23 protein-coding genes are annotated in these 26,310 nt (G+C 65.5%); 7 read left to right on the top strand and 16 right to left on the bottom strand.

Features of this window, described 5'->3' with window-relative positions; translation table 11 throughout:
• Positions 1-110: 110 nt before the first annotated feature.
• The 3 genes from ACIGFL_RS03400 (at position 111) to ACIGFL_RS03390 (ending at position 4,165) form a co-directional block, all read left to right on the top strand.
• Complete coding sequence (locus ACIGFL_RS03400; protein WP_397496134.1) at positions 111-2,093, top strand: diguanylate cyclase domain-containing protein; 1,983 nt, start codon at positions 111-113, stop codon at positions 2,091-2,093.
• A 68-nt stretch (positions 2,094-2,161) separates the two neighbouring features.
• Positions 2,162-2,920, top strand: coding sequence for a sulfate transporter CysZ (gene cysZ, locus ACIGFL_RS03395; protein WP_397496133.1), 759 nt, complete (start codon positions 2,162-2,164; stop codon positions 2,918-2,920).
• 15 nt (positions 2,921-2,935) lie between these two features.
• Positions 2,936-4,165, top strand: a complete 1,230-nt coding sequence (locus ACIGFL_RS03390) for a glycosyltransferase family 4 protein (protein WP_397496132.1) — start codon at positions 2,936-2,938, stop codon at positions 4,163-4,165.
• Positions 4,166-4,433: 268 nt separating this feature from the next.
• Here the strand turns inward: ACIGFL_RS03390 and ACIGFL_RS03385 are convergent, their stop codons facing one another.
• The 4 genes from ACIGFL_RS03385 to rluD form a co-directional block, all read right to left on the bottom strand.
• On the bottom strand, positions 4,434-5,543 hold the full coding sequence (locus ACIGFL_RS03385; RefSeq protein ID WP_397496131.1) for an NADH:flavin oxidoreductase: 1,110 nt from the start codon (positions 5,541-5,543) through the stop codon (positions 4,434-4,436).
• A 57-nt stretch (positions 5,544-5,600) separates the two neighbouring features.
• Positions 5,601-6,191 carry a TetR/AcrR family transcriptional regulator gene (locus ACIGFL_RS03380; protein WP_397496130.1) on the bottom strand — a complete coding sequence of 197 codons (591 nt, stop codon included), beginning with the start codon at positions 6,189-6,191 and terminating at the stop codon, positions 5,601-5,603.
• Between the two features lie 185 nt (positions 6,192-6,376).
• A complete protein-coding gene (gene pgeF, locus ACIGFL_RS03375) occupies positions 6,377-7,114 on the bottom strand; it encodes a peptidoglycan editing factor PgeF (protein ID WP_122108265.1) in 738 nt (245 codons plus the stop codon).
• Positions 7,111-8,085 carry a 23S rRNA pseudouridine(1911/1915/1917) synthase RluD gene (rluD, locus tag ACIGFL_RS03370; RefSeq protein WP_397485960.1) on the bottom strand — a complete coding sequence of 325 codons (975 nt, stop codon included), beginning with the start codon at positions 8,083-8,085 and terminating at the stop codon, positions 7,111-7,113. The genes pgeF and rluD overlap by 4 nt, the downstream gene beginning before the upstream one ends.
• Before the next feature lie 139 nt (positions 8,086-8,224).
• Between rluD and ACIGFL_RS03365 the strand changes: the two genes are divergently transcribed.
• The 4 genes from ACIGFL_RS03365 (at position 8,225) to ACIGFL_RS03350 (ending at position 12,518) form a co-directional block, all read left to right on the top strand.
• The gene (locus tag ACIGFL_RS03365; protein ID WP_021441729.1) at positions 8,225-9,217 is read left to right on the top strand and encodes an outer membrane protein assembly factor BamD; all 993 of its coding nucleotides are present in this window, start codon (positions 8,225-8,227) and stop codon (positions 9,215-9,217) included.
• A 139-nt stretch (positions 9,218-9,356) separates the two neighbouring features.
• Positions 9,357-9,593, top strand: a complete 237-nt coding sequence (locus ACIGFL_RS03360) for a PP0621 family protein (protein WP_021441730.1) — start codon at positions 9,357-9,359, stop codon at positions 9,591-9,593.
• Entirely contained in the window at positions 9,583-11,175 is a 1,593-nt protein-coding gene (locus ACIGFL_RS03355) for a sensor histidine kinase (protein ID WP_397496129.1), read from the top strand. Before ACIGFL_RS03360 ends, ACIGFL_RS03355 begins: the two co-directional genes overlap by 11 nt.
• Positions 11,176-11,177: 2 nt before the next feature.
• Positions 11,178-12,518, top strand: coding sequence for a sigma-54-dependent transcriptional regulator (locus ACIGFL_RS03350; protein WP_397496128.1), 1,341 nt, complete (start codon positions 11,178-11,180; stop codon positions 12,516-12,518).
• Positions 12,519-12,599: 81 nt separating this feature from the next.
• On the opposite strand, the gene thiO is transcribed toward ACIGFL_RS03350, so the two are convergent.
• From thiO to pilV (ACIGFL_RS03290), 12 genes are all read right to left on the bottom strand, one after another.
• A complete protein-coding gene (gene thiO / locus ACIGFL_RS03345; RefSeq protein WP_397496127.1) occupies positions 12,600-13,691 on the bottom strand; it encodes a glycine oxidase ThiO in 1,092 nt (363 codons plus the stop codon).
• A 156-nt stretch (positions 13,692-13,847) separates the two neighbouring features.
• Positions 13,848-14,252: a type IV pilin protein gene (locus ACIGFL_RS03340; RefSeq protein WP_397496126.1), complete on the bottom strand. Its 405-nt coding sequence runs from the start codon at positions 14,250-14,252 to the stop codon at positions 13,848-13,850.
• Positions 14,253-14,443: 191 nt separating this feature from the next.
• Positions 14,444-17,893, bottom strand: coding sequence for a pilus assembly protein (locus ACIGFL_RS03335; protein WP_397496125.1), 3,450 nt, complete (start codon positions 17,891-17,893; stop codon positions 14,444-14,446).
• Positions 17,894-17,907: 14 nt separating this feature from the next.
• A complete protein-coding gene (locus tag ACIGFL_RS03330) occupies positions 17,908-18,426 on the bottom strand; it encodes a PilX N-terminal domain-containing pilus assembly protein (protein WP_256679190.1) in 519 nt (172 codons plus the stop codon).
• A gap of 11 nt (positions 18,427-18,437) precedes the next feature.
• The gene (locus tag ACIGFL_RS03325) at positions 18,438-19,463 is read right to left on the bottom strand and encodes a PilW family protein (protein ID WP_397496124.1); all 1,026 of its coding nucleotides are present in this window, start codon (positions 19,461-19,463) and stop codon (positions 18,438-18,440) included.
• 10 nt (positions 19,464-19,473) lie between these two features.
• Complete coding sequence (gene pilV / locus ACIGFL_RS03320; protein WP_122108260.1) at positions 19,474-19,914, bottom strand: type IV pilus modification protein PilV; 441 nt, start codon at positions 19,912-19,914, stop codon at positions 19,474-19,476.
• Complete coding sequence (locus tag ACIGFL_RS03315; RefSeq protein WP_021441739.1) at positions 19,911-20,381, bottom strand: GspH/FimT family pseudopilin; 471 nt, start codon at positions 20,379-20,381, stop codon at positions 19,911-19,913. The genes pilV (ACIGFL_RS03320) and ACIGFL_RS03315 overlap by 4 nt, the downstream gene beginning before the upstream one ends.
• Positions 20,381-20,608 carry a hypothetical protein gene (locus ACIGFL_RS03310; RefSeq protein WP_397496123.1) on the bottom strand — a complete coding sequence of 76 codons (228 nt, stop codon included), beginning with the start codon at positions 20,606-20,608 and terminating at the stop codon, positions 20,381-20,383. Before ACIGFL_RS03310 ends, ACIGFL_RS03315 begins: the two co-directional genes overlap by 1 nt.
• Positions 20,609-20,849: 241 nt before the next feature.
• Complete coding sequence (locus ACIGFL_RS03305) at positions 20,850-24,248, bottom strand: pilus assembly protein (RefSeq protein WP_397496122.1); 3,399 nt, start codon at positions 24,246-24,248, stop codon at positions 20,850-20,852.
• 15 nt (positions 24,249-24,263) lie between these two features.
• Positions 24,264-24,806 (bottom strand): PilX N-terminal domain-containing pilus assembly protein, encoded by a 543-nt coding sequence (locus ACIGFL_RS03300; protein WP_021441741.1) that lies wholly within the window; start codon positions 24,804-24,806, stop codon positions 24,264-24,266.
• Positions 24,803-25,750 (bottom strand): PilW family protein, encoded by a 948-nt coding sequence (locus tag ACIGFL_RS03295; RefSeq protein WP_021441742.1) that lies wholly within the window; start codon positions 25,748-25,750, stop codon positions 24,803-24,805. Before ACIGFL_RS03295 ends, ACIGFL_RS03300 begins: the two co-directional genes overlap by 4 nt.
• A 2-nt stretch (positions 25,751-25,752) precedes the next feature.
• On the bottom strand, positions 25,753-26,310 hold the full coding sequence (gene pilV / locus ACIGFL_RS03290) for a type IV pilus modification protein PilV (RefSeq protein ID WP_021441743.1): 558 nt from the start codon (positions 26,308-26,310) through the stop codon (positions 25,753-25,755).

Genomic DNA, 26,310 nt, shown 5'->3' with positions numbered 1-26,310 from the left:
GCGAGCGGAAATACCCATTGCCAATGCGCGACATAGAGCCCCGCTATCGACCGGAAGGATCGCCCGCCCTGGCTATACTGGGCCCATCGACTTCAGGGACGAATGCCGTCATGACCCTGCGCACCCGCCTGTTCTCGCTGTTCGCCCCCCTGCTGGTGCTGACCCTGCTGGCCGTCTACGGCCTCTCCGAGCGCCTGCTGCTGAGCCGCTTCGACCAGCAGGACAACCTGCGCCTGCAGGCCGAGGCGCACAAGGCGCATGCCCTGCTGCTCGCCCATATCCACCGCACCAGCAGCCTGCTGCGCAGCTATGCCTGGTGGGACGGCAGCTACGAGCTGCTGCTCGGCGAAGGCGACCGCAGCCGCTTCCTGCGGCGCAACCTCGACCCCGGGCAACTGGCCAACCTCGACTTCGACTTCATGGTGCTGCTCGACGACCGCGGCCAGGTGGTGGTCGAACAATGGGCGCCGCCGGACCTGCTCGACATGCTCCCGGTCGGCGGCGAGCGCCCGCGCAGCATCGCCAGCCTGCGCCGCGACATCCTCGCCCGCAGTCAGCGCCTGGGCCTTTTGCAGCACGGCGGCGATGCGCAGTTCCAGTCCGGCCAGCTGCTGCTGGTGCAGGGCGTGCCGCTGCTGCTGACGGTCAGCGCGGTGAGCAACAGCCAGGGCAGCGCCGAGGCCATCGGCAGCCTGCTGGCCGGCTATTTCTTCGACGGCGCACGCCAGGAGAACCTGCAGCTGCGCACCCTCGGCGACCTGCGCCTGCTGCCGCCCGTGGAGATGGATGACGACTGGCAACGCCTGGCCCTGCCCGCCGACACCCCGCTGCCGCAGGGCTGGCTCAGCCCGCGCAGCCTGCTCGACGCGCAGCGTCAGCGCATTGAGCTGCAATCGGCCAACAGCCTCGGCGAGCCGGAACTGCGCCTGCAGCTGACCGGCGAGCGCATCAACTTCCGCAAGGGCGGCGAGGCCATCCACTTCTTCCTCGGCCTCAGCCTGGCGATCGCCCTGGCGGCGGCGCTGCTGGTGTACATCGGCCTGGAGTTCTGGGTGCTGCGCCGCCTCGGCCGGCTCAATGGCGAGATCGCCGCCATCGGCGACCAGGCCCGCCTGCCGCGGGTCGGCGACCTCGGCCGCGACGAGCTGGGCGCGCTCAGCACCGGCCTCAACCAGATGCTCGAGCGCCTGGAACAGAGCGAGGCGCGCGACCGCGTGGTGCTCGACGCGATCCACGACGGCTACTTCGAGGTGGACGCCGAGGGACGCCTGCAGCGTTTCAACCGCGCCCTGGAGCGCCTGCTCGGCTACCGCGACGACCAGCTGCTGCACCGCCCCTTCGTCGAGCTGCTGGCCGGCGACGAGGTCGAGCGCGCCCGCCAGCTGTTCCAGCAGGCGCGCGACGACGCCAGCCGCGACACCTTCAACGCGCGCTTTCGCCGCGGCGACGGCCAGACGCTGGACTGCGAGGCGCGGGTCAGCGCCATCCGCGAGCGCGGCGGCGCCTTGCTCGGCTACCGCGGCATCCTGCGCGACGTCAGCGAACGCATGGCCTACCAGCGCCACCTGCACGACCTGGCCTACCGCGACCCGCTCACCGGCCTGGGCAACCGCAAGGCGTTCAACGAACAGCTGCAGCACGACCTCGACCAGGCGCTGAGCGGCAACGCCGGCCCGCTGGCCCTGCTGTTCATCGACCTGGACCACTTCAAGCAGGTCAACGACCAGTTCGGCCACGACGCCGGCGACGCCCTGCTGGTGGCCATCGCCGCGCGTCTGCAGCACGGCCTGCGCCAGCCCGGCAAGCTGTACCGCCTGGGCGGCGACGAATTCACCCTGCTGCTCGCCGGCGCCAGCGCCGAGGCCGCGCAGGCCCTGGGCGAGCGTCTGCTGGCCAGCCTCGGCGCGCCGTTCGACATACTCGGCGAGCGCATCGACTTCGTCACCCCGAGCATCGGCATCGCCCTCTGCCCGCAGCACGCCGGCGAGGCCGAGGCGCTGATCAAGGCCGCCGACAGCGCCATGTACCTGGCCAAGCGCAAGCGCAACCAGGTGGTGCTGTACCAGCCGCAGGCCAGCACGGCGGAGCCATGAACCGCTGAACTTTCGCCGCCCCGGCAAAGTCGGTATGGTCGCGCGACTCAACCACCCTGGAGCCCATCATGCCCGCTGCCCCCGTTCTGTCCGGCCCGCAATACCTGCGCGAAGGCCTGAAGCTGGTGCTCAGCCCCGGCCTGCGCCTGTTCGTGCTGCTGCCGCTGACGGTCAACCTGATCCTCTTCGTCGCCTTGATCGGCGTCGCCGTGCAGCAGTTCGGCGGCTGGGTCGATGCCTTCATGCCCAGCCTGCCGAGCTGGCTGAGCTTTCTCGAGTACCTGCTGTGGCCGCTGTTCGTGGTGCTGGTGCTGCTGATGGTGTTCTTCAGCTTCACCCTGCTGGCCAATATCATCGCCGCGCCGTTCAACGGTTTTCTCGCCGAGAAGGTCGAGGTGGTGGTGCGCGGCGAGGATCACTTCCCACCCTTCAGCTGGGCCGAACTGGCGGCCATGGTGCCGCGCACCCTCGGCCGCGAGGCGCGCAAGCTGGCCTATTTCCTGCCGCGCGCCATCGCCCTGCTGATCCTGAGCTTCATCCCGGTGGTCAACCTGGTGGCCGCGCCGCTGTGGCTGCTGTTCGGCGTGTGGATGATGGCGGTGCAGTACATCGACTACCCGGCGGACAACAACAAGCTGAGCTGGCAGGACATGCTCGCCTGGCTGCGCGAGAAGCGCTGGCAGAGCCTGAGCTTCGGCGGCATCACCTACGCCGCACTGCTGGTTCCCTTCGTCAATATCCTCGTCATGCCGGCGGCGGTGGCCGGCGCCACGCTGTTCTGGGTGCGCGAACGCGGCGCAGAGCCCGTCACAAAAGCGCAACCCTGACGTCACATGGGCTACATGGCGGCGGTCCACACTGCCGTCATGAGCCCGACCGCCCTACAAATCACCCTGATCAGCGAAACCTACCCGCCGGAAATCAACGGCGTGGCCAACACCCTCGGCCGCCTGGTCGAGGGCCTGCGCGGCCGCGGCCATCGCGTGCAGCTGGTGCGCCCGCGCCAGGCGACGGACCCGGCGCAGCCGCTGGACGCCGACCTGCTGCTGACCCGCGGCTGGCCGCTGCCCGGCTACCCCGGCCTGCAGTGGGGCCAGTCGGCGCTGCACAAGCTGCTGCGGCGCTGGCAACGGCAACGCCCGGACGTGCTCTATATCGCCACCGAAGGCCCGCTCGGCCTGTCCGCCCTGCGCGCCGCCCGGCGTCTGGGCATCCCGGTGGTCAGCGGCTTTCATACCAACTTCCAGCAGTACACCGGGCACTACGGCGTCGGTCTGCTGACCCGCCTGCTGACCAACTACCTGCGCTGGTTTCACAACCGCTCGCAACTGACCCTGGTGCCCAGCGCCGGGCAGCAGATCGAGCTGCAGCGGCGTGACTTCGAGCGCCTGGCCCTGCTCGCCCGCGGCGTCGACAGCCAGCTGTTCCACCCCAGCCGGCGCAGCGAGGCGCTGCGCGCCAGCTGGGGCCTGGGCCCGGACGAGCTGGCCGTGCTGCATGTCGGCCGCCTGGCCGCGGAGAAGAACCTCGGCCTGCTGGGCAAGGCCTTCACCGCCCTGCAGGCGAGCCAGCCGCGGCGACGCATGCGCCTGATCCTGGTGGGCGACGGCCCGCAGCGCGCCAGCCTTCAGGCGCAGCTGCCGGACGCGGTGTTCTGCGGCCTGCAGCGCGGCGAGGCGCTGGCCGCGCACTACGCCTCGGGCGATTTGTTCCTGTTCCCCAGCCTGTCGGAGACCTTCGGCAACGTGGTGCTCGAGGCACTGGCCTCGGGCCTCGGCGTGGTGGCCTACGACCAGGCCGCCGCCGCCCAGCATATCCACCACGGGCACAACGGCGCACTCGCCCGCCCCGGCGACGAGCACGGTTTCTGCGAAGCGGCCTGCTGGCTGCTGGAAGACGGCGAGACCCTGCGCCGGGTTCGCCTCAATGCCCGCCAGCACGCCGGCAGACAGGGCTGGGACGGCATCGTCCAGCTGTTCGAACAGCACCTGCGCGGCGCCCTGCAGGCACCGCCCAAGGTCGCCGACAGGGCTGGCGCGGCCGCAATCCGGGGCAAGGCGCCCGGGCCCTGATCCCTGCCGGATTGCAGCCGGGCTAGGCAGCCGAGGCGCACCCCGCACCCTGCCAGCGGGCGTAAAAAAGCCCCGATGTGCCGGGGCTCGAAAAGAGGCGCCGCAAACCGGCGCCCGGGGAAGTCGCAGAACCAACCCACGATCTGCTGCGCGTCGGCCCTACTGCGTTGAAAACCGGCTCGGACTGCTCATTTACAGCTCGTAAACTCCGCGCCCTCGCCGGTTTTCGCCTTATAGGACTCTAGCTCGCGAGATCGTGAGCAGGTTCTTAGACCAGCTGCATCAGCGCATCGCGGCTGAACGGCAGGATGTCGCCCTCGCGCCCTTCGCGCACCTTCAGCGCCCAGTCCGGGTCGACCAGCAGCGCGCGGCCCACCGCCACCAGGTCGAACTCCTGCTTGTGCAACCGCTCGAGCAGGTTGTCGATGCTGGCCGGCTCGGCGACCTTGTCGGTCTTGACCATGAACTGCAGGAACTCGCCGTCCAGGCCGACGCTGCCGACGGTGATGGTCGGCTTGCCGGTGAGCTGACGGGTCCAGCCGGCCAGGTTGAGGTCGCTGCCGGCGAACTCCGGCTCCCAGAAGCGCCGGGTCGAGCAGTGGAAGATATCCACGCCGGCCTCGGACAGCGGCTTGAGAAAGGCTTCCAGCTCCTCGGGGCTCTGCACCAGGCGCGCGCTGTAGTCCTGCTGCTTCCACTGCGAGAAGCGCAGGATGATCGGAAAGTCCGGGCCGACCGCGGCGCGCACCGCCTGGATCAGCTCGATGGCGAAGCGCGAGCGGCCGGCCAGGTCGCCACCGTAGGCGTCCGTGCGCTGGTTGCTGCCTTCCCAGAAGAACTGGTCGATCAGGTAGCCGTGGGCGCCGTGGATCTCCACGCCGTCCATGCCGATGGCCTTGGCATCGCGCGCGGCCTGGGCGAAGGCGGCGATCACCTCGTCGATATCCTGTTTGGTCATGCCGTGTACCACGACATTGCCGTCCTTGAGCTTCTCCATCGGCCCGTAGCCCGGCACGCCGGCGTCCGGCTCGGTACCCAGGCGTCGCACGTTGCCCACGTGCCACAGCTGCGGAACTATCTTGCCGCCCTCTGCATGCACCGCCTCGACCACCTGCTTCCAGCCGGCCAGGGCGTCCTCGCCATGGAAACGCGGCACGTTGGGGTAGCCGTTGGCGGCCTGGTGGCCGACCGTGGTGCCCTCGGTGATGATCAGGCCGACGCCGGCGGCGGCGCGGCGGCGGTAGTACTCCACCACCTGGGCGTTGGGCACGCCGCCGGGGGAGAAGGAACGGGTCATCGGCGCCATCACCACGCGGGTCGGCAGCTCCAGGTTGCCGAGGCGGAAGGGGGCGAACAGGGCTTGTACGGGGGCGCTCATGGGGTCTCCTGGGGCCGGCCAACCGACCGGTCGTCTCGTTTCAAGGGTCAAGAAAAATCAGGCCTGCAGCAGACGCTCCAGGCGCAACACGAAAGCTTCCAGCGGCTGCAGGCTGCGGCCCACCTTGAGCCGCGCCAGCACGCCCTGCCAGGCGTTGGCGATAAACACGGCGAGGTTGCCGCAGTCCTCGTCGGCACTCAGCTCGCCGCTGGCGCGCGCCTGCTCCAGGCACTGACGGAGGATTTCCACCGAGGCCTGCTGGATGGCCTCCACCTCGGCGCCGATGGCCGGCAGCATCTCGCTCATCTCGAAACTCAGGCTGCCGATGAAGCAGTGGTACTGCGGCGAGTCCTGGCGGGCGAAGTGCGCCAGCAGGTTGCGGTAGTAGCCGAGGATGCGCGCCCGCGGGCTCAGCGCCGGGTTGCCCAGCGCCTGGGCATAACGCTCCAGCCGCGGGCGGTAGATAAAGGCCAGCGCCTGCAGGGCGAAGTCTTCCTTGCTGGCGAAGTAGTGATAGAAGCTGCCCTTGGGAATCCCGGCGGCCTGGACGATCTCCTGTACCCCGGTGCCGTGGTAGCCGCGACGGGTCATCACCGCCGAGCCCTTGCTCAGGATCAGGTCGCGCTTGTCGAGTCGAATGCTGTTCATGGCGCCGAGCATATGACCGGTCGTCTCGCTCGGCACAGCACTATTGATGATGGTGATTAAGAGCTACAAAAGCGCCGATTAGCGGAGATGGCGGGATGGCCGTAGGGTGGATATCGCTTTTTATATCCACCAGAGCGGTGGATCGATAAAGCGCGATCCACCCTACGCGGCCAGGGTATCCCGACTCAGGGTTGCAGCCAGATCAGCGAGGCGAAACGCCCGGTGCGTGGGCTGCGCCGGTAGGAATAGAAACGCGGGTCGCTGTAGGTGCACAGGCCGCCGCCGCTGACCGCAGTGACGCCGACGGCGGCCAGGCGGATGCGAGCCAGCTGGTAGATATCGGCCATGTACTTGCCGGCATTGGCGCCAGGCACGAAGGCGCTTGCCGCTTCGCCGTGCTGGCGGACGAAGGCCTCGCGCACCTCGGCGCCGACTTCGAAGGCCGCCGGGCCGATGGCCGGGCCAAGCCAGACCAGCAGGTCCTCGGGCGCCACGTCGAGCGCCTGCACGGTGGCCTCCAGCACGCCGCCGGCCAGCCCGCGCCAGCCGGCATGGGCGGCGGCCACCCGAGTGCCGGCGCGGTCGCAGAACAGCGCCGGCAGGCAGTCGGCGGTCATCGCGGTGCAGGCGATGCCGGGGGTGGCGGTCCAGCTGGCATCGGCCTCGGCGACCCGCGCCGGGTCGGCGGCGACCACCTGGATACCATGCACCTGGCGCAGCCAGGCCGGCTGGCAACCCAGCTGGCTGAGCAGGCGCTGACGGTTCTTGGCCACGGCGGCGGGGTCGTCGTCGACGTGCTCGCCGAGGTTGAGGCTGTCGAACGGCGCCGCGCTGACCCCGCCGCGGCGGGTGGTGACGCAGGCGCGCACCCTGGCCGGCGCGGGCCAGTCCGGGGTCAACCAGTCATGTGCCCAGGCGTTCACCCGACGAATGCCTCGCGGTCCTGGCGCAGCAGGGTGAGCAGCCAGACCAGGTCGTCCGGCAGCGGCGACTCCCACTTCATGCGCTGGCCGGTGGCCGGGTGGTCCAGCTCGAGGAAGCGCGCGTGCAGCGCCTGGCGCGGGAATTCCTTGAGGCTCTGCACCAGGCTCGGGCTGGCCGCCGGCGGAATGCGGAAGCGCCCGGCATACACCGGGTCCCCCACCAGCGGGTAGCCGACGTGGCTCATGTGCACGCGAATCTGGTGGGTGCGCCCGGTTTCCAGCTTGACCCGCACGTGGGTGTGCGAGCGGTAGCGTTCCAGCACCCGGTAGTGGCTGACCGCCGGCTTGCCACCGTCGGTAACCGCCATGCGCTGGCGCTGCGCCGAGCTGCGGCCAATGGGCGCGTCGATGGTGCCGCCGGCGGTGATCACGCCGATGCAGATGCATTCGTAGATGCGGCTGACCGTGCGCTTCTGCAACTGCTCGACCAGGATGGTCTGCGCCTGCAGGGTCTTGGCCACCACCATCAGGCCGGTGGTGTCCTTGTCCAGGCGGTGGACGATGCCGGCGCGCGGCACGTTGACGATGTCCGGCACGTGGTGCAGCAGGGCGTTGAGCAGGGTGCCGTCGGCGTGTCCGGCCGCGGGGTGGACGACCAGGCCGGCCGGCTTGTCGATCACCAGCAGGTGCTCGTCCTCGTAGACGATGTTCAGTTCGATGTCCTGCGCCAGCCACTCGCCCTGGGCTTCCTGCTCGGCGTCCAGCACCAGCTGCGCGCCGGCATGGACGATGTCACGCGGGCGCGCCACGGCGCCGTCGACGGTCAGCCGGCCGTCCTTGATCCAGGCGGACAGGCGCGAGCGGGAGAACTCGCCGAACAGCTGCGCCGCCACCTGGTCGAGGCGCTGCCCGCCCTGTTCGAAGGGCACGGTGGCCTGGAGTTGGATCAGCTGTTTATTGATAGAAGTCATCTTCGGCAACGGCGGGAGCCCGGCCTTTGGTTTCGGCGACGGGCTTGTGGTTAAATACGGCGTCTTTGCCCCAGGGGAACCCAGGGGGCGCTCATCATAACAGGACGGCCGCGCGGCCGTCACAGGGACGCAAGCCGCCATGCAAGTGAGACACCTGCTGCTGATCGCCATCCTCGCCCTCACCGCCGCCTGTTCCTCGAAGCAGCCGGAGGTCGACGAAAACCTGAGCGAGGTGGAGCTGTACCAGCAGGCCCAGGCCGACCTGGACAACCGCAGCTACACCAGCGCCATCAGCAAGCTCAAGGCCCTGGAGTCGCGCTACCCGTTCGGCCGCTACGCCGAGCAGGCGCAGCTGGAGCTGATCTACGCCTACTACAAGAACGTCGAGCCGGAGGCCGCCAAGTCCGCCGCCGAGCGTTTCATCCGCCTGCACCCGCAGCACGCCAACGTCGACTACGCCTACTACCTCAAGGGCCTGGCTTCCTTCGACCAGGACCGCGGCCTGCTGGCGCGCTTCCTGCCGCTGGACATGACCAAGCGCGACCCCGGCGCGGCGCGCGACTCCTACAACGAGTTCGCCCAGCTCACCAGCCGCTACCCCACCAGCCGCTACGCGCCGGACGCCAAGCAGCGCATGATCTACTTGCGCAACCTGCTGGCCGCCTACGAAGTGCACGTCGCCCACTACTACCTCAAGCGCCAGGCCTATGTCGCCGCCGCCAACCGCGGCCGCTACGTGGTGGAAAACTTCCAGGAAACCCCGGCGGTCGGCGACGGCCTGGCGATCATGACCGAGGCCTACCAGCGCCTGTCCCTCGACGACCTGGCCGCCACCAGCCTGGAAACCCTCAAGCTCAACTACCCCGACCACCCCAGCCTGGTCGACGGCCAGTTCGTGCCACGCGAGGAAGAGGCGGACAACCGCTCCTGGCTGGCCAAGGCCACCCTCGGCCTGATCGAGACCGACACCCCGCTGCCGCCAGGCGAAACCCGCGCCAGCCAGGACGTGATCCGTCAGTACGAAGATGCCGAGCAGCAGATTCCGGCCGAGCTGCAGCAGGACGCCGAGACCGGCGAGACCGAAAAGAAGCGTTCGATCTGGAGCTACCTGACCTTCGGCCTGTTCGACTGATCGCCACGCCCGCATAGAAGGGAGGCCACGGCCTCCCTTTTTTATTGCCCGGAATCAGCGCACAGCCTGCCACCCGGCCCCTGTGCCGATGGCCGCGGCTTGGCTAAACTGCCGGCTTTAACCGACTAAAGAGCACACCATGGGCCTGTTCCGCCTGCTGTTCTGGATCGCCGTGATCTTCGCCGCGATCTGGATCTGGCGCCGCTTCGTCAGCAAACCGAAACGCCCGCGTCCGCGCGAGGACGCCGCCGCGCCCATGGTGCGCTGCGCCCACTGCGGCGTGCACGTGCCGCAAAGCCAGGCACTGAGCCAGGATCAGCGCTGGTACTGCAGCCAGGCCCACCTCGAACAAGGCCCGCACGCCGGTGATCGCTGACGCCAGCGTCCTCGACAGCACGCAGGGGCGGCGCATCCTCAGGCTCTACCACTTCTATCGCCTGAGCATCGGCCTGGCGCTGATCCTGCTGATCTCCAGCAACCTCGACGAGCAACTGCTGGACGTGGTGCATATCGAGCTGTTTCGCACCGGCAGCTGGATCTACCTGGTGATGAATATCTTCATCGCCGTGCTGGTGCAGAAGCCCAGGCACCTGATGCAGCTGTTCAGCCTGGCGCTGGTCGACGTGATCTTCCTCTCCGGCCTGTTCTACGCCGCCGGCGGCACGCCCAGCGGCATCGGCAACCTGCTGGTGGTGGCGGTGGCCATCGCCAATATCCTGCTGCGCGGACGCATCGGCCTGCTGATAGCCGCCGTCGCCGCAATGGCGCTGATCTACCTGACCTTCTACCTCAGCCTCAGCCGCCCGGCCGCCGCCGCGCAGTACGTACAGGCCGGCGCCCTCGGCGCGCTGTGCTTCGCCGGCGCGCTGTTCGTCCAGGGCATCACCCGCCGCCTGCGCCTGAGCGAGAGCCTGGCCGAGCAACGCGCCGCCGACGTGGCCAACCTGGAAGAACTCAACGCGCAGATCCTCCAGCGCATGCGCACCGGCATCCTGGTGCTGGATGGCCAGCACCGCGTGCTGCTGGCCAACCAGGGCGCCACCCAGCTGCTGGGGCGCGGCGAACTGACCGGCAAGATCATCGACCCGCACTGCCCCGAGCTGGTCAAGCGCCTGCAGCAGTGGCAGCACAACCCCACCCTGCGCCCGGACAACCTGCAGGCCCAGCCCGGCGGCGCGGTGCTGCAACCCAGTTTCATTTCCCTGCAGCGCGGCGAGCAGCAGCACACCCTGGTGTTTCTCGACGACATCTCGCAGATCGCCCAGCAGGCCCAGCAACTCAAGCTGGCCTCCCTGGGAAGACTGACCGCCGGCATCGCCCACGAGATCCGCAACCCGCTCGGTGCCATCAGCCACGCCGCGCAGCTGCTGCAGGAGTCGGAAGAGCTGCAGGGCCCGGACCAGCGCCTGGCGCAGATCATCCAGGATCACTCCAAGCGCATGAACCTGGTGATCGAGAACGTCCTGCAGCTGTCGCGCCGGCGCCAGGCCGAGCCGCAATTGCTCGACCTGAAATACTGGTTGCACCGCTTCGCCAGCGAGTTCCGCAGCTCGGCGCCGGCGGACCGGCAGATCCACCTGGAGACCCAGGGTGGCAGCCTGCAGACGCGCATGGACCCGCACCAGCTGACCCAGGTGCTGACCAACCTGGTGCAGAATGGCCTGCGCTACAGCGCCAAGCAGCACCGGATCGGCCAGGTCTGGCTGCGCCTGTTCCGCGACGAGGCCAGCGACCTGCCGGTGCTGGAAATCCTCGACGACGGCCCCGGCGTGCCACCCGAGCAGGAGCAGCACATCTTCGAGCCCTTCTACACCACCGAGAACAAGGGCACGGGCCTGGGCCTGTATATTTCCCGCGAGCTGTGCCAGGGCAACCAGGCACGCCTCGACTACAAACCCCGCGAAGGTGGCGGCAGCTGCTTTCGCATCACCTTCGCCCACCCGCGCAAACTGAGCTGACCATGACCCGCCAGAGAGCCTTGATCGTCGACGACGAACCGGACATCCGCGAACTGCTGGAAATCACCCTCGGCCGGATGAAGCTGGACACGCGCAGCGCGCGCAACGTCAAGGAAGCGCGCGAGTGGCTGGCACGCGAACCCTTCGACCTGTGCCTGACCGACATGCGCCTGCCCGACGGCACCGGCCTCGACCTGGTGCAGTACATCCAGCAGCGCCACCCACAGGTGCCGGTGGCGATGATCACCGCCTACGGCAGCCTGGATACCGCGATCAACGCGCTCAAGGCCGGCGCCTTCGACTTCGTCACCAAGCCGGTGGACCTCGGCCGGCTGCGCGAACTGGTCGCCACCGCCCTGCGCATTCGCTCTCCCGAGGGCGAGGACGCGCCGGTGGACAACCGCCTGCTCGGCGACTCGCCGCCAATGAAGGCGCTGCGCAAGCAGATCCAGAAACTCGCCCGCAGTCAGGCGCCGGTCTATATCAGCGGCGAGTCGGGCAGCGGCAAGGAACTGGTGGCGCGGCTGATTCACGAACAGGGCCCGCGCGCCGAGCAGCCGTTCGTCCCGGTCAACTGCGGCGCCATCCCCTCGGAGCTGATGGAGAGCGAGTTCTTCGGCCACAAGAAAGGCAGCTTCACCGGCGCCATCGAGGACAAGCAGGGCCTGTTCCAGGCCGCCAACGGCGGCACCCTGTTCCTCGACGAAGTGGCCGACCTGCCGCTGCCGATGCAGGTCAAGCTGCTGCGCGCGATCCAGGAGAAGGCCGTGCGCGCCGTCGGCGGCCAGCAGGAAGTGGTGGTGGACGTGCGCATCCTCTGCGCCACGCACAAGGACCTGGCCGCCGAAGTGGCCGCCGGGCGCTTCCGCCAGGACCTCTACTACCGCCTCAACGTCATCGAACTGCGCGTGCCACCACTGCGCGAGCGCCGCGAGGACATCGCCCAGCTGGCCACGGTGATGCTCGCGCGCCTGGCCGACGGCAGCGGCCTGGCCGCCGCCAAGCTGCAACCCGAGGCGCTGGAAAAACTGAAGAACTACCGCTTCCCGGGCAACGTGCGCGAACTGGAGAACATGCTCGAACGCGCCTACACCCTGTGCGAGGACGACCAGATCAGCGCCGCCGACCTGCGCCTGGCCGACGCCGCAGGCCCGAGCGGCGAGGCCGGCGAAACCAGCCTGGCGCAGATCGACAACCTGGAGGACTACCTCGAAGGTATCGAGCGCAAGCTGATCATGCAGGCCCTGGAAGAAACCCGCTGGAACCGCACCGCCGCCGCCCAACGCCTGGGCCTGACGTTCCGCTCGATGCGCTACCGCCTGAAGAAACTGGGGATCGACTAGGACACACAGCGTTCCGCAGGGTGGATGTCGCTGTTTACATCCACCCAAGCGCTGGATCGATACCGCATGCCGCTGGCCAAGCTAGCCCAGCCGCCCCGCCGGCGCATAGGGCGCCGGATCGATGATCGGCTCGCGCCCCAGCAGCAGATCGGCCAGCAAGCGGCAGGACGCCGGCGCCAGCACCAAGCCGTTGCGGTAATGCCCGCAATTGAGCCACAGCCCGGGATACGAAGGCACCTCGCCGATAAAGGGAATACCCTCCGGCGAACCCGGCCGCAGACCGGCCCAATGGCCGACCACCTCGGCCTCCTTCAAGGCCGGCAACAGCGTCTCCGCCGAATCCTTCAGACTGGCCAGGGCCACCTCGGTCGGCGTCTTGTCGAAGCCGGCATGCTCCAGGGTGCTGCCCACCAGGATATGCCCGTCGCGCCGCGGGATCGCATAGCGCCCGCCGGCCAGCACCATGCTCGGCAGAAAGTCCGCGGCGCACTTATAGAGAATCATCTGGCCCTTGACCGGCTGCACCGGCAGATCGATCCCCAGGCTCTTGAGCAACTCGCCACTCCAGGCCCCGGCGGCCAGCACCACACGCTCCGCGCGAATCTCGCCGTCGGCCGTGGTGACGCCACAGATCCGTCCACCCTCCTGAATGAAGCCGCTGACCGCACACTGCTCACGCAACTCCACGTTCGGCATCGCCAGCAGCGCCGCGCGCAGCGCCTTAACCAGCCGCGGGTTACGCACATTGGCCACCCCCGGCATATGGATGGCGTGCGCGAAGCCCGCTCCCAACGCCGGCACCCGGGCATGCACCTCGTCAATCTCCACCGCCCGCAACACCCGCCCCTCGCGCGCCGCCCAGGCCAGCGCCGCGGCCTCGTCGTCCAGATCCAGCCAGTACAGGCCGGTGACGTGCACCTCGGGATCGATCCCGGTCGCCGCCAGCAACTGCTCGCCGAGCTCCGGATAGAAATCCTGCGACCAATGCGCCAGCGCCGTCACTGCCGCGCCGTAGCGCCAGGGATAGAGCGGCGAAACGATGCCGCCGCCGGCCCAGGAGGATTCGCCGCCCAAGGGCCCGCGATCGAGCAGGCACACTTCGGCGCCGCCCTGCGCCAGCAGGCTGGCACTCAACAGGCCGATGGCCCCTCCCCCTACGATCAACACGCGCATGACTTTTCCTCGGACGAATACGCCGTGATCCGGGCGACCGGCACAGGAACCGGGCGAGTTCGCCAGCTGTGCGACGCTAGGCTTGGATCTTGGCTAACGAAAACGGGCCGCCTCGTGCAAGACGAGGCGGCCCGTTATACGCCAGCAGCGCGTCGGCTACCAGCACTCGGCGGCGCTACGGCTGGCATTGCTCAGCGTACGAGCGCCGGTGTGGCTGACACGAAAGTTGCCACAGGGATCGCTGGCCATGCTGCCGGTGCGAGTGGCCTGCAGGAGGAAACTGGTGGCCGTGGCGTTGCCGCTGGCCGCCAGGGTATAGCTGGTACCGGCCACCTGCGGGAACACCGCCGCCAGGTTGCCATCCGCGCCCAGGTAAGTGCCCTGAGCGGCGAAGTGGCGCTCCAGACTCTGTGCGCCGTCCATCAGCGCGGCCTTGGCCTCGGCGCGCTTGCCGCGGGCGACGTACTCGGTGTAGTTGGGATAGGCGATGGCGGCGAGGATGCCGATCACCGCTACCACAATCATCAGTTCGATCAGGGTGAAACCTTGTTGTCGTGACATCTGCTTGAGTCCGGGGCGCCGAGCAGGCGCCATTGTCATCGCTAAATTGGGTGTGCCAGGGCAATCGCTCGAAGCGGAAAGAACCAGCAGGCGGCGCCCTGTCGGAACCAAGGGGGCACCTGGCCTCTATCGCGAAATCGCGAATAAATTCGCTCCTACCCCCTCATGCCCTTGCCCTGGACGCGCCTGGGCTACTTGATCTGATTCCACGACTGGCGCCCTTCGATGACATTCAGACCATTGGCGGCAGGAATGCAATCGTCCACCCCGGTGCCGCGGCAGAGCCAGTACTTGTTATCGTCCAGCAGGTCGTAACCGCCGGTGGGAATGCCCCCCTCCGAGCCAAGGCCGGAAACGTCCATCGGCACGCCGTCGACCAGCACGGTATCGCCGCTGTCGAAACTGCCGTCCTTGTTCATGTCGAACAGGGTGTAGTTGAGCCGTCCTCCCGTCCCCAGGTCGAGTACCAGGGTCCAGCCGCTGCCGCCGCCCATGCAAGGGTCACTGGACGGAATGGCGGTCTGCACCACCAGGCGGTTGAGCAGGATGCTCGGCGCATGGATCACCCGCTCGCCCTGGGCGCCGGATACCGGCGAGGTCAGGTCGAGGTACCAGCCGCGCTGCGTGGCCCAGTTGAGCCCGGCGGACCGATCCAGCACCCGCACCAGACGCTCGTGCGCTCTGCCCTCGAAGAGGATGGAACGAGCGTCCAGCGCGCCGCGACCGGTGAAGGCGATGGAGCCGCCGTTGCTGGTCGGCTTGTCCCAGATGCCGTAGAAGCTCTGGGTGCTGCGATCGGTGACGTCGCCGGCGCTGTACATGCGTCCGCTGCCGAAGAAGATCATGTTGCCTGCGAAGCCCTCCTGCGGGTGGGGGGCGATCTCCGGCTTGACGGTGATCGGCTGGCGCTTGCCACTGCTGTCGCTGGCCACGTAGAGCGGTTGCGGCCGGCCGCCGGAGCGCAGGCTGACCTCGAAGTCGTCGGCGCCGCTGCCATTGTTCTTCAGGTTGAACTTCCACAGGTTGCCGCTGAGGTCGCCGGCATAGATGGCATCGACGTAGATGTATCCGTCGTCGTCGCGCGCATAGACGAAGGACGGGCTGGACAATCCGCCGGTCGCGGCACCGGCGCGCACCTTGTTCAGCTCGCCGCTGGCCAGGTCGACGATCAGCAGCACCGAGTCGTCGTTGGTGCTGCCGTGGCCGTTGCCGAAGATCGCCACCCACTTGCCGTCCTTCAGGCGACCGATCACCGGGTCGCCGAACACATGGCCCAGATCGGCATCGTCCTTGATCTCCCAGAGCACCTTGCTGGCGTCGAAACCGCTGCTGGAGGTGTCGGTCACGTCCAGGGCGAATACCGTCTTGCCGCCCGCGCCGAGACTGCCCACCAGCACCGAGCGCCAGCGTCCGTCGAGCACGGCGTCGCGAACCTGTAGGCCGCCGTCGACGAAGTAACGGTGGTTGTAGTCGCTGGCGGCCAGCTGTTTGACATTGCTCAGCACACCGCTGGGCATGTAGGCGAACAATTCTCGGCCGCTGTTGGCGTCGAAGGCATGAAGGAAACCGTCGTTGGCCCCGACGAACAGGGTCGGCGTGCGCCCGGCCTTGCCGGCGACGAAGGCGTTGTAGTCCTGGGCTCCGTTGCCGGGCGCCGGCACCCGCCCCTGGAAGCCCCAGTTCTGCTTGTTGGCGAGCACCAGGGTGGAATTGACGATATCGCCCAGCAGCGTACTGCGCGACCGATACTTGAGCCCGGCGGGCGCCTCGTTGGCATCGCTGCCCATCAGGTAATCGAACAGCGCCTGGTTGTTGTCGAAGTGCCCGCGCATCCCGCTGGACAACCCGCTCCAGTTCAGCGCCAGGCCCTGGCCGCTGCCGGCCGCACCGCTGTGGCCGAACAGACGCCGGGCGCTCGGGTTGATCAGCCTCCCGGCCTCCCACTGGTCGCTGAAGACGATGCCCGTGCTGGTCTGCGTCGGGCGCTTGGCCAGCAGCTTGCCGGACCAGTCGGCACTGCTGAAGTTGGCCTCGTAGACCAGGGTCTCGCTATCCAGACGCCGGGCGCTGGGCACCGCCGCCGTGTTGGAGCCGTTGCGCACGGCGATCGAACCCAGAGTGTCGCTCAGGGCCTTGGCGAAGGATTGCGGATCCTGGGCGCTAAAGAACTCGCCGCGGCTGTTGACGGCGGCGTGCAACAGGTCGTCGATCTTGGCCGGCTCGCTGGCCGACGGATCCGGCCAGGTCAGGGCGGCGCCGCTGCCGATGGCGGCGAACGCCTGCTGCGCATCGACGCTGCCACTGACCCCCAGGCCGATGCCGAAGGTCACCATATGCTGCCAGAAGGCCGGATTGGCCGGCGACGTCGGCACCCGGTTGGCCAGGTTGGCGATCAGGTCGCGGCTCCAGTAGTACATCGCCACGTCGGCCAGGGTGCCGGCGTGGTTGTCGCGGAACGGCGACTTGGGCACGTAGCGGTAGGTGGCGCCGTCCGGCCCACTGATGGTCGGCCCGTTGCCGTTATCGACGTTGCCCTGCGCGTCGCTGTTGGCAGCGCCGTCGCCATTCCAGTAGCCGTCGGTGGTGAGCAGGCTGTAGCTCTGCCGGCAGGCATAGTCCTGTCCACCGCTGGCACCCGGCGTGGAGTTCCAGGGCCCGCGCGCATCGGCGCGCGAATAGTACTCGCCGGCATCGCCCAGAGCCTTGCGCAGCGGCGTACTGCCACTGGCCTGGGCGGCGAACAGCCAGTCGTAAAAATCGCTGCGGCCGCTGCCCTCGAAGCGCCGCACGCCGCGCACCAGGGTATCGGTGGCGACGCCATCGACCGTGTTGCCGGCAAGGTTGATGGCGCCGTAGCCGACGCGGATATCGCCGCCCTGGCCATGGAAGGCCTGGCTGACGCCGGCCTTGGCCGCCAGCATGCGAGTACGGTAGTAGGAAAACCAGTTGGCGAAGTTCTGCTGCTGGTCAGCGCTGACGGCACGCTCGGCGTAGCAGCTGTCCTGGCGCGGATTGCTGGCACAGCTGCCGCCGCCGACGTAGTCGTGGTAGAAGGCCGCCACGCCGCCAGAGGCGTTGCCGATGGCGAAGCCACGGTAGTAACGCACGTTGTCGCAGCGCCGATTGAGGCATTCGTAGCTGCTGGCGGCAAAATAATCGTCCATGGTCGCCATATAGTTGCTGCGCAGGTCCACGGTCGCGCTGCCGGCATAGCCATCGAGCCAGGCCGCACTGAAGCTGGCGCTGGCGAAACGCTGGCCATCGCTCTTGATCGGTGGCAGGTAGGTGACGGCCGGGTTGAAATACACCTTGTTCAGATGACTGGAGGTCAGATAACGGCGCGTGCCCTTGCTGCAGAAATGGGTGTAAGCGCCGCCATAGGCACCACGGCCGGTACACTCGGCCTGGTTGTACCAGCCCTGCCCGGATTCCATGTAGGACGGGCGCAACTCATCGGGCATGAACCCCCAGCGCATCGAGCCCGAGTCGTCGAGGATGAACAGGATGTTCGGCTCCACCTGACCGCCGAGGTTGAGCGGCGACTGCGCCGGGGTAAAGGCCCAGGCCGCCTGCAACGACGCGCCGGTCAGCAGCGCCGCCAGCAGCGCGCGCAGGGTGAAGGAAGCCATTGCCGCTTGCATCTCATGCTCCTTGATCAGTTCTGTCCACGAATGGCGATGGCCACCGTGGAGCGCAGATGGACTTCCGCGTCGCCGCTGCCGTAACCCCGTGCCTCGACATTGAACAGGAAGGTGCGGCTGAGGCAGTCGAAGGCGCGATCCTCGCTGATCGAGCCGTCGGTCTCGCAGATGAAGGTGGTCCCACTTGCGGCGTCGCCGTAGAAATTGCTCACCGTGCAGGTCGGCGTGGCGGGCTGGCGCCGGAGATTGTCCGGTGCGGCCCACTGCTCGGCAGTCAGCACCGGACAGGCGCTCGCCACCAGGAACAGGCTGGCCGGATCGGCACTGGCCTCCACCTGCTGACGCACATAGGCTTCGCCGCTACGCAACGCCGCCTCGGCGGCCTGGAAGGCGGTGTTGTAATCGCGGGTACCACCGACCATGCGCTCCTGCAGGGTGCTGCCGGACATGGACGCCAGACCGATCACCGTGAGGATCAGCACCATCACCAGGCATACCAGGAGCACCACGCCCCGCTGCCGTTTCATCTGCATAAAGGGCCTCATCAGTCGATCCGGTTGCGCAGGGCGACCACGGTCCGGTAGACCTGGCGCAGACGTCCATCGGCGGCGACCGCCGCCCCATCGAACACCACCGTCTGATCGCGGGCACTGGCCAGTTGGCCGTCGCTCTCCAGCAGCAGCTCGAAACTGAGGGTGCGCACGTCATCCCAGCGGTTGGCCGCCTCGACCTCGGCGGCGCTCAGATAGTCGCGTACCCCCACCCCGCCGGCGGCAACCAGTCCATAGTGCGCGCGCATGGACTGCACGCCCTCGACCATCTCCTCGGCGACGCCGGTGGCCGAATTGCGCACGAACAGAGCATGCAGCGGCCGGCCGTCGACGCCGTTGCGCCCGGTCTCGGCGACGTAGAACACCCGGTGGGCGAAACCGAATATGCGCGCGGGGCTTTCGAAGCGAATCTCGGAGAATTTGAACCCGCCGCACAGGGCTGCAGCGTTGTTGGTGCCCGCGGCATGGGCCAGGGTCGGCTCCTTGACATTGGCATTCGGGGCGTTGGTGATACGGATCACCACCGCCTTCTGCAGATCCGCCACCATCACCAGTTGATTCTGTTGCATGCTCGGGCAGTAGCGGTCGACCTTGACGTTGGCGTTCTTGCCCGGCGCCATCACCTCGCCCTCGGTGAGGAAGGCCTCGCAACCGTCGTTGGCGAACACATGTACCTCGTCGCTGCCGGCCACGCCCAGCTCGCCCGCGGCACCTGCGCTGGTACGGCCCCAAACGGGACGATTGATGCCTGCCCAGTCGGCCGGATCGGCATTGCTGGCCACCACGCAAATGCTTTCTTCCGGCAGGCGCACGCCAAGGCCGATGCCGGCCGGGCGAACCTGCTGCGCCAGATACTGCAAAGCGAAACGACCGTTTTCCTGCAGCCGGTTCAGGTTGCCCTGCATGACGAAGGTAGTCTTGCTGCTGAGAAACACCTGCAGAACCGCACCGGTGACGATCAGGCCGAGCAACATGGCCACCATCAACTCGATCAGGCTCAAACCGCGCTGTTTGCGCATAGCCACCTCGTCAGATCTGAGTCACGAAAGAGAACTGCTGGGCCGGACTGCCGCCCACCCGCTCCTCTGTCCATTGCACCGTGATGGTGAAGCGTTGCCCGTCGCGAGCCACGCCACCGGTACCGTCCGGCAGCTGGCTGGCCAGATTGGCGCGCCACTGCGCCTGGTCGCGCTGGAACGGCAGGCAGTCGTCCTCTGCGGACGGCACGCAGGCCAGCTCGGCATCCAGCGCCAGGTCGTAGAGACCGGCCTGGGCGTCGCCACGACCAGCGCGCATGCGGTCGGCCATCTCGTAGGCGAGGAACACCGCATGCGAGCGAACCGATGCGCTCTGGTTGGCCTTCAGCGCGTTGAGCTGCATGGCCGCCAGACCGAGAATCGCCAGGGAAAAGATCACCACCGCGACCAGCACCTCGATCAACGAGGCGCCCTGCTGCATGCATCGGCTCATCGCGCTTGCTCCTTGGCTACCGAGACCACACCGGACAGGGCGATGGTTACGGTGCGCGCATACTGGGCCGCGCTCTCGCCGTACTGAGTGTCGACGCTCAGGGTCAGGGCCTTGGCCGCATTGGCGACCAGGCGTCCCTGGCCATCGAAGACGACCGCCTGCACGCCGGCGGGCTGGACGAAAAACGCCTCCATGGCCGGAAACTCGCGCAACAGCAGATCATCCGCGACCCGGCTCACCTGCCATATGCCGCTATCCTGCAGCGGCCCGCGCAGGCGCACCTGCTGGCCACGTTGAGCGGCTTCGCCGCGGGCATAGTTGAGCATGCTGACGAAGCCGTTGGCCTCGGCAGCCAGGCGGTTGTCGCGCAGCATCTGCGAAAAGCCGGGGGCCGCCACACCGAGGAGAATGGCCAGCACGGCGAGCGTCACCATCAGCTCGATTAGCGAAAATCCTTTCTGCGACATCACTGCGCCTCATAGACAATGCCCGCGCCATGGATAAACGGCGATGCGAAATCCCGACAAACCAACCGCTCATCCATGAAAAGTTGCCGCTCATCGCAAAAACCGACGAAGGCCCGAATACTAAACGAATAAACATTTGTTTGAAAAATGGGATGCAGCGAATGCGACACTGCCCGCAGGAATACTGCGAACCGATAGGATTTTTTTGAATTGGCACGAAAGTGCATGCCAGCCGCCGGGACGGCACATTAGCAGATCGCAGGCGCGATGAGGAAAACGCGCCGCGGCCAGACAGGTGTCCGACCGGTAGACGCGTAAGGCTTAGGGACTAGGGGGACGGTTTGTGCCGCCCACGCCTATCAGGAACAACTGGAGGAAGACTTGCGCTCGACGGCTACACCCACTGGTTTCTGCAGTGGCTCGCCCACCGGCCGAGCCACATGATGATCAGCAGGCAAGCTCCTGCAATCAACGATCAATATCCGTATTCCAATAGATTCGCTGCCTGGTTTGATCCGTCTCCGGCACGATCTCGTTGACCTTGAGGCCCTCGCAGCCGATACAGACGGTCACCAGTTCCTCTCCATTTCCATCCGCGTCCGTTACCGGGACCGTTGTGATGATTGGCGGAATCGGCATGCCGCCGCCAACAATTTCAGTGCTGGTATCACGATCACAAGACGACGGCGTGAACAGGCTCCGCTGATAAGCCTTGCCAATACCCGGCGCCCGCGAACACAACCCTGGCTTGTCACCTCCGGGTTGATAGGAATTGAACAGTACCTGACCGCCTGCAATGGCTGCAGGATTGACAATCTGCTCCCCTCGCCCATTCAAGTTCATATACCAACCGCGCGGCCCTGCGACATTACAACTGGTGTTAGCGTCGACATTGGAGAAGCTGACGTTGGCCAACTGATTGCCATCCAAATCGACGGCACCTGACTGAGTAGCGCCAGGAAGATCCACATAGGCATAGAAGCGATCCTGGACGCTGGAAACATAGGGGTAATTGCTTTCCAACGGACGCTCACGGTTGCCCGAGCCAAGCGCGACATAGACGCTGTCGCGGAGGACTGCAACGGTTGGGCGGTTCAGGAACCGCCGGGTCGTATCCAGCGTATTGGCGATCTTGGTGATCGACCAGGCGCTCTGCGCTAGGGCGGTAAGACTGCCATCCGCGTTCAATGTGGCGAAGTTGACTCTGTACAACCCACCGGCTGCGTCCGCAGCATAGGCAAAATCGACGGTGCCGTTGAAGTCCATATCTACAGTCGCCACCTCGGCAACCACAGGCGCATCGGTCGACAGATCAGTCGGCCCGCGAAGTACGACCCCACTCACAGCGTCCAAAACATAAACGCCCTTGCCCTTGGCGGAGGAACTGCATGGATACGCCGCCTGATCGCTATCCAAGCATTTGTCATAGCCACCACCAAAAACGACTACAGCCTTCTTCGCCCCCGCGTTACTGGTATCCGCCACGAAAGCCCCTTGCGGAGTCGACCAGCTCTGGCCCAGCCCCTCAAAGCCCGTTGGGCAACCGGTGTCGTTGTCGAGGCTCGGGCAACCGAAGCGCCACAAAAGCGTGGGCGAGGTTGGATTGGTTACATTCAGGCCATACACCATCCGCCCACCACGCCGCATGGAAGGATAGATGTAGGCGCTATTGACTTGATTATCCTCGCCGTATGTCACGATCTGCCCGATCGAACCGTCGAAGAAGTAGTCCTTCGGCAACGGCGTCGGCGTGGCCGTCATGTCCTGATTCGGGAAGGCAACAATCGGCGAGTTCTGGTAGAGCCGGTTGATCTTGGCCACATGCTCGGGCGCCAGCAACGACCACTGTTCCCCGCCATCCGCCGCACGCACCGACCTGAACAGCCCGTCATTGGAGCCGTAGTAGACGAAGATCCCTGTGCTGCCGCCGTAGTTGATCGTCAGTGGCCGCGAATGGATAACGTCACCATGGATACTTGGCCGACCACCGACGTCTTGCTCCTCGCCAGTTTCCGACTCTTCGGCTGCCGGCATCTTTTCACCGGCCCCAGGCTCGGTGCCTATGATGTAATCCAACAGCGCCTGATCGACATGAGAGCTGGTCAGCGCAGTTAAACCGCTAGCTCCGACAGTGAGGAGAGTGCGGGCATCGAGATCACTGCGACGGGTAACCTGGGCCACCCCCCCTTTCTCGACAAAGGGACCATCGGGCGAGTCGGACCATACGCTATTAGTGTTGGATTCATCCACGCATTGGCTGCGCGGCGGGGGAGTGATACTCAGCCCCGACCAGTAGTCGCCAGAATCTTCTGTCCAGAAACTTTCCGCGCACTCTGTCGCAAAGCCGGAAAGTGGGTTGATCGCCTGCTTACGATTGGCGTCGGCGAGCTCGGGGCGACCATTGAACAAGGTGATCTGGTAGCGCTTGAGGTTACCGAACCAGCGCGGCAGCGCCTCCTTGTCCGGACGGAACATGCCGATAAAGACCTGGTTCTCCTGCTGAGCGCGGTTGGTCGCACTCAGCGGCAGGGTAACAGCCGCAAAGGTTGAACTGGTAGAGAGGATATCGGACAGCGCATTACCGATGGCCTCGACGATTGCATCTTCACTGCGCGCAGCGAAATAACGGCCGCCCCCTACACCCTCAGATGCACTGAGCATCAGCCCGGTGTGGTCTTCGTTCTGCTGCCTATTGAACACATCAATTGCATAGGTGATGACATTGACACGCTGTTGCTGCACCTCGCCCTCTGCGTCGGTGTAGCTAACAGGAACACCATAGTCGTGCAGGAACTTGGCCCAATCATCGAAGTTCCAAGCCCTGCCGGAGGAGCTATCCACCCCGTCAGTGGGCTCTATCGTCGTTGTTGTCCCCCCCCCTTGCAAAACGGCAAGCCGCGCAGTCCGCTGATTCTGGTTGCCCGATGTGATGCAGCCGGAGGTATTCGTGCTCTTAGTAGTGATACTGCAGGAACAGTTAGTTTGACCTACACAAAGTCCAGTACCGGTAGACTCTGCCGCCGTACAGCTATCGACAGCGGCATCCGTATAGCACTGACTCGAGAATCCTAGAGTAGTGGACGGCTCGGTAACATCGGTGCGCGAAAACTCTGGTATTGGAAGAGGTGCACTGCCGGTCGAGCCGGCCAAGCCATCGGGAGTTCCTCCAACCTCAGCATAGAGCGCGCGCAACGCCGCACTATTGGCTGCACTATCGGCAGTAGGCCCACTACTGTTTGGATTACCGATAAAAATCACATAGGTGTTGGAGCACATGCTATTGGAGGTCAACGGTGAGCGGAACACGCCATACTGCGAGCTATAGCCCCCAGTATCAGCCTTGCTCGCCGGAGTACCACCACCCGAAAAGCTTTGCGCCCTTCCCGACAGGTAGTTGTACACGTCGTACATCAAGTTGCCATAGGGCGTATTGGCACTACGCTTCTCGACAGGCGCTTCGATATTCTGATAGATCGAGCCACTACCATCGACCAAGGTATTACTAAGTTGCGCGTAGCTTGCCGCTGTCAACTGCTGCAAGTTGAACCGAACATATCCGCCATCTTGGTTGGCATTGCCCTCGGTCGTGAACTCAACCAGCCCAACATTAACCTTATCCACCAGACCGGCCAATGCGCGCTTGATTGCCCGCACCTCGGACTGCCCCTGGGTCAAGCCGCCCGGCCATTGCTGGCTTTGCCGCGACCAATTGGAGGTATTATCAAGAACGAAAATGATATTCGGCAGACCACTATCGGCACCGGCACTGCCCACGAATATATCGATATCCTCAGCCTGAGCTGCCCCAGCAACCCCCAATCCGGCGAGCAGAAGAACACGCTGCAACCAATTCAGACACTTCATCATTACATTGCCCTCCTGCTACTCCGGACAAGCCGTCGCAATATTATTACTGGTCGCGCGAACCGCAACGCCCTGCCGCACAACGACCTCAGCGCCTGTAAGCACGTCACGCGCCGTTGCCCGCATTTCCCAAACAGAATTTACACACATGGAATTTTCGGATTCCGGAATAAAGCAACTGGCGTCGGAAGGATCTGCCACGTTCAACGCAGAGTTCTTGATCGGCAAAACAATCACGCAACTCGGACTATCCACTACAACAGCTATATCGACGCTGCCGTCTCCATTGAAGTCGTAGCATTTGCGATTGGACTGCCCGCATGACGCCTGAAAAATATTGGAAGGCGAACTGAGGAACTGCGCGGAACTTATTGCCTCTTCTAAGGCAGCATTGGCTGCATACTTGGCAAGGTTACGACTCTCCATATTTTGAACGACCTTAAGGTTGGTCTGAGTCATATTGAAGCCGCTAACCACCATCAGCGTCACTAACAGCAGCATTATCAGCGCCACCAGTAGCACAGCCCCTCGCTGTCGGCGGATCGACTCAAAATTGCTCATGGCAGCTCCCTCCGCCCGGCCACGTTGCGCAAGTGCACAGTGGTGGAATAAAGCTGGCGCTTGAACCCCCTTTGCGCTTCAGGCACCTCGTACTCCTCTCCCGCGAGAGTGTAACTACGAGAGTCGGTGTAGCCCGCTGTGGGCTCTGGGTTACGCGCGATGAGCGACACCTTGACTGCCACCACATCTGACCATTGAGCCGTTGCGGGGGCAGCAGTGAACTCGTCAATCTGGCCGTCACCATCGGTATCGATCCCATATTCGAAACGCATGATCTCGATGCCATCGACCAACGAGGTGACGGTGTTGTAGTTCCCACCCGCCAACTCGGCACGCACCAACTCATCACTGTCATTCACGTAGTAGACGCGGCTAAATAAGCGGTAAACCGGGGCAGGGGTTGAACAATCTCGTTGCGTGAAAGTCAGATCAGCCGAAGCACTCTTCAGCAATACCGTTCCTGGCGAGACATCCTTGCAGGCAGAAACCTGAATATGAAAGTTGCCATTGCTGAAAAGCGCGCATCCGGCAGTACCTACCGCGCAGGTGCTCGCTCGACGCAGCGCAATGAAATCGGAACTTGCCTTGCTATTCTCACAATCGGTGCCGGAGTCCGCTGCTCCCTGTACCGGGTAGCCCATAGCATCCTCCAGTTCCGCAGCACTGGTCGGACACAGGGGCGGTAGGCCCGCCGGCACCGGCTGAGCCCCGGCCTCCCCCCAGAATCCTGCGTTGGCCAACTCGTCCTCCATCAAGCGCAGCGCATATATGCCGTTCTCGATCTGCCGGCCGGTCTTCTCGATCTCTCCGCGGGTACGGCTGTTACTGATAAAAACCTCCGAAACCGCCAGCAAGATCACGATGCCGAGCACCATTGCCACCATGATCTCCACCAGGGAGAAGCCGTGCTGTCGTCCGGGCGTCATGAGACCGCTACCTTTCATCCTCATACTCCCAGATAAGCCAGAACGACATCGACGCTGACCGCCCGGCGCAACCTGTCGTCAGCACCATAGGCATTGGCGCCACAGGACAGTGGGGGGATCACCGTTGGCGTCAAGCCTTGCCAGGCAACGGTTACCCGGATGACAGCCTGCCCGGTCGCCGCGATGCTAACGTTGTCGATACAGCCCCTGGCCCCCATGATGCTGCCAAGTTGCTGCCCCGATGCCTCGACGCTGGCGCCACGAAGCGCCTGATTCCATTCACACAGATCGATCGATACACCGTAGGCGCCGGAGCAATTCTGGTTGTTCAGACCATGCACGGTGTCCGTGTCGTAGTCGCCGTTACGAGCAGCCTGGGGATTACTCCGGATTCGGCTAGCCATATCCTCCACCAACATCATGGCCTGGGCACGCTGATAGGCCTCGAACTGGCTGTTGAGCATCCGGGCATTCATGCCCGCGAGCCCCAGCAAGCCGATGGCAAGTATCAGCAGCGTGACCAATACCTCTACCAGAGTGAACCCATACTGCCCTGCGCGAAGAGATACGCTGTTCAT

Source organism: Pseudomonas sp. NPDC077649, assembly GCF_044542855.1.
Classification (GTDB): Bacteria; Pseudomonadota; Gammaproteobacteria; order Pseudomonadales; family Pseudomonadaceae; genus Aquipseudomonas.
The sequence above is the reverse complement of the archived record's forward strand: the minus strand, read 5'-3'. Positions and strand labels throughout refer to the sequence as shown.

Coding starts and splice junctions, on each gene's coding strand:
- ACIGFL_RS03400 (WP_397496134.1), top strand. CDS start 111: ATGACCCTGCGCACCCGCCTGTTCTCGCTGTTCGCCCCCCTGCTGGTG.
- cysZ (WP_397496133.1), top strand. CDS start 2,162: ATGCCCGCTGCCCCCGTTCTGTCCGGCCCGCAATACCTGCGCGAAGGC.
- ACIGFL_RS03390 (WP_397496132.1), top strand. CDS start 2,936: ATGGCGGCGGTCCACACTGCCGTCATGAGCCCGACCGCCCTACAAATC.
- ACIGFL_RS03385 (WP_397496131.1), bottom strand. CDS start 5,543: ATGAGCGCCCCCGTACAAGCCCTGTTCGCCCCCTTCCGCCTCGGCAAC.
- ACIGFL_RS03380 (WP_397496130.1), bottom strand. CDS start 6,191: ATGAACAGCATTCGACTCGACAAGCGCGACCTGATCCTGAGCAAGGGC.
- rluD (WP_397485960.1), bottom strand. CDS start 8,085: ATGACTTCTATCAATAAACAGCTGATCCAACTCCAGGCCACCGTGCCC.
- ACIGFL_RS03365 (WP_021441729.1), top strand. CDS start 8,225: ATGCAAGTGAGACACCTGCTGCTGATCGCCATCCTCGCCCTCACCGCC.
- ACIGFL_RS03360 (WP_021441730.1), top strand. CDS start 9,357: ATGGGCCTGTTCCGCCTGCTGTTCTGGATCGCCGTGATCTTCGCCGCG.
- ACIGFL_RS03350 (WP_397496128.1), top strand. CDS start 11,178: ATGACCCGCCAGAGAGCCTTGATCGTCGACGACGAACCGGACATCCGC.
- thiO (WP_397496127.1), bottom strand. CDS start 13,691: ATGCGCGTGTTGATCGTAGGGGGAGGGGCCATCGGCCTGTTGAGTGCC.
- ACIGFL_RS03340 (WP_397496126.1), bottom strand. CDS start 14,252: ATGTCACGACAACAAGGTTTCACCCTGATCGAACTGATGATTGTGGTA.
- ACIGFL_RS03335 (WP_397496125.1), bottom strand. CDS start 17,893: ATGCAAGCGGCAATGGCTTCCTTCACCCTGCGCGCGCTGCTGGCGGCG.
- ACIGFL_RS03330 (WP_256679190.1), bottom strand. CDS start 18,426: ATGCAGATGAAACGGCAGCGGGGCGTGGTGCTCCTGGTATGCCTGGTG.
- ACIGFL_RS03325 (WP_397496124.1), bottom strand. CDS start 19,463: ATGCGCAAACAGCGCGGTTTGAGCCTGATCGAGTTGATGGTGGCCATG.
- pilV (WP_122108260.1), bottom strand. CDS start 19,914: ATGAGCCGATGCATGCAGCAGGGCGCCTCGTTGATCGAGGTGCTGGTC.
- ACIGFL_RS03315 (WP_021441739.1), bottom strand. CDS start 20,381: ATGTCGCAGAAAGGATTTTCGCTAATCGAGCTGATGGTGACGCTCGCC.
- ACIGFL_RS03310 (WP_397496123.1), bottom strand. CDS start 20,608: ATGCACTTTCGTGCCAATTCAAAAAAATCCTATCGGTTCGCAGTATTC.
- ACIGFL_RS03305 (WP_397496122.1), bottom strand. CDS start 24,248: ATGATGAAGTGTCTGAATTGGTTGCAGCGTGTTCTTCTGCTCGCCGGA.
- ACIGFL_RS03300 (WP_021441741.1), bottom strand. CDS start 24,806: ATGAGCAATTTTGAGTCGATCCGCCGACAGCGAGGGGCTGTGCTACTG.
- ACIGFL_RS03295 (WP_021441742.1), bottom strand. CDS start 25,750: ATGAAAGGTAGCGGTCTCATGACGCCCGGACGACAGCACGGCTTCTCC.
- pilV (WP_021441743.1), bottom strand. CDS start 26,310: ATGAACAGCGTATCTCTTCGCGCAGGGCAGTATGGGTTCACTCTGGTA.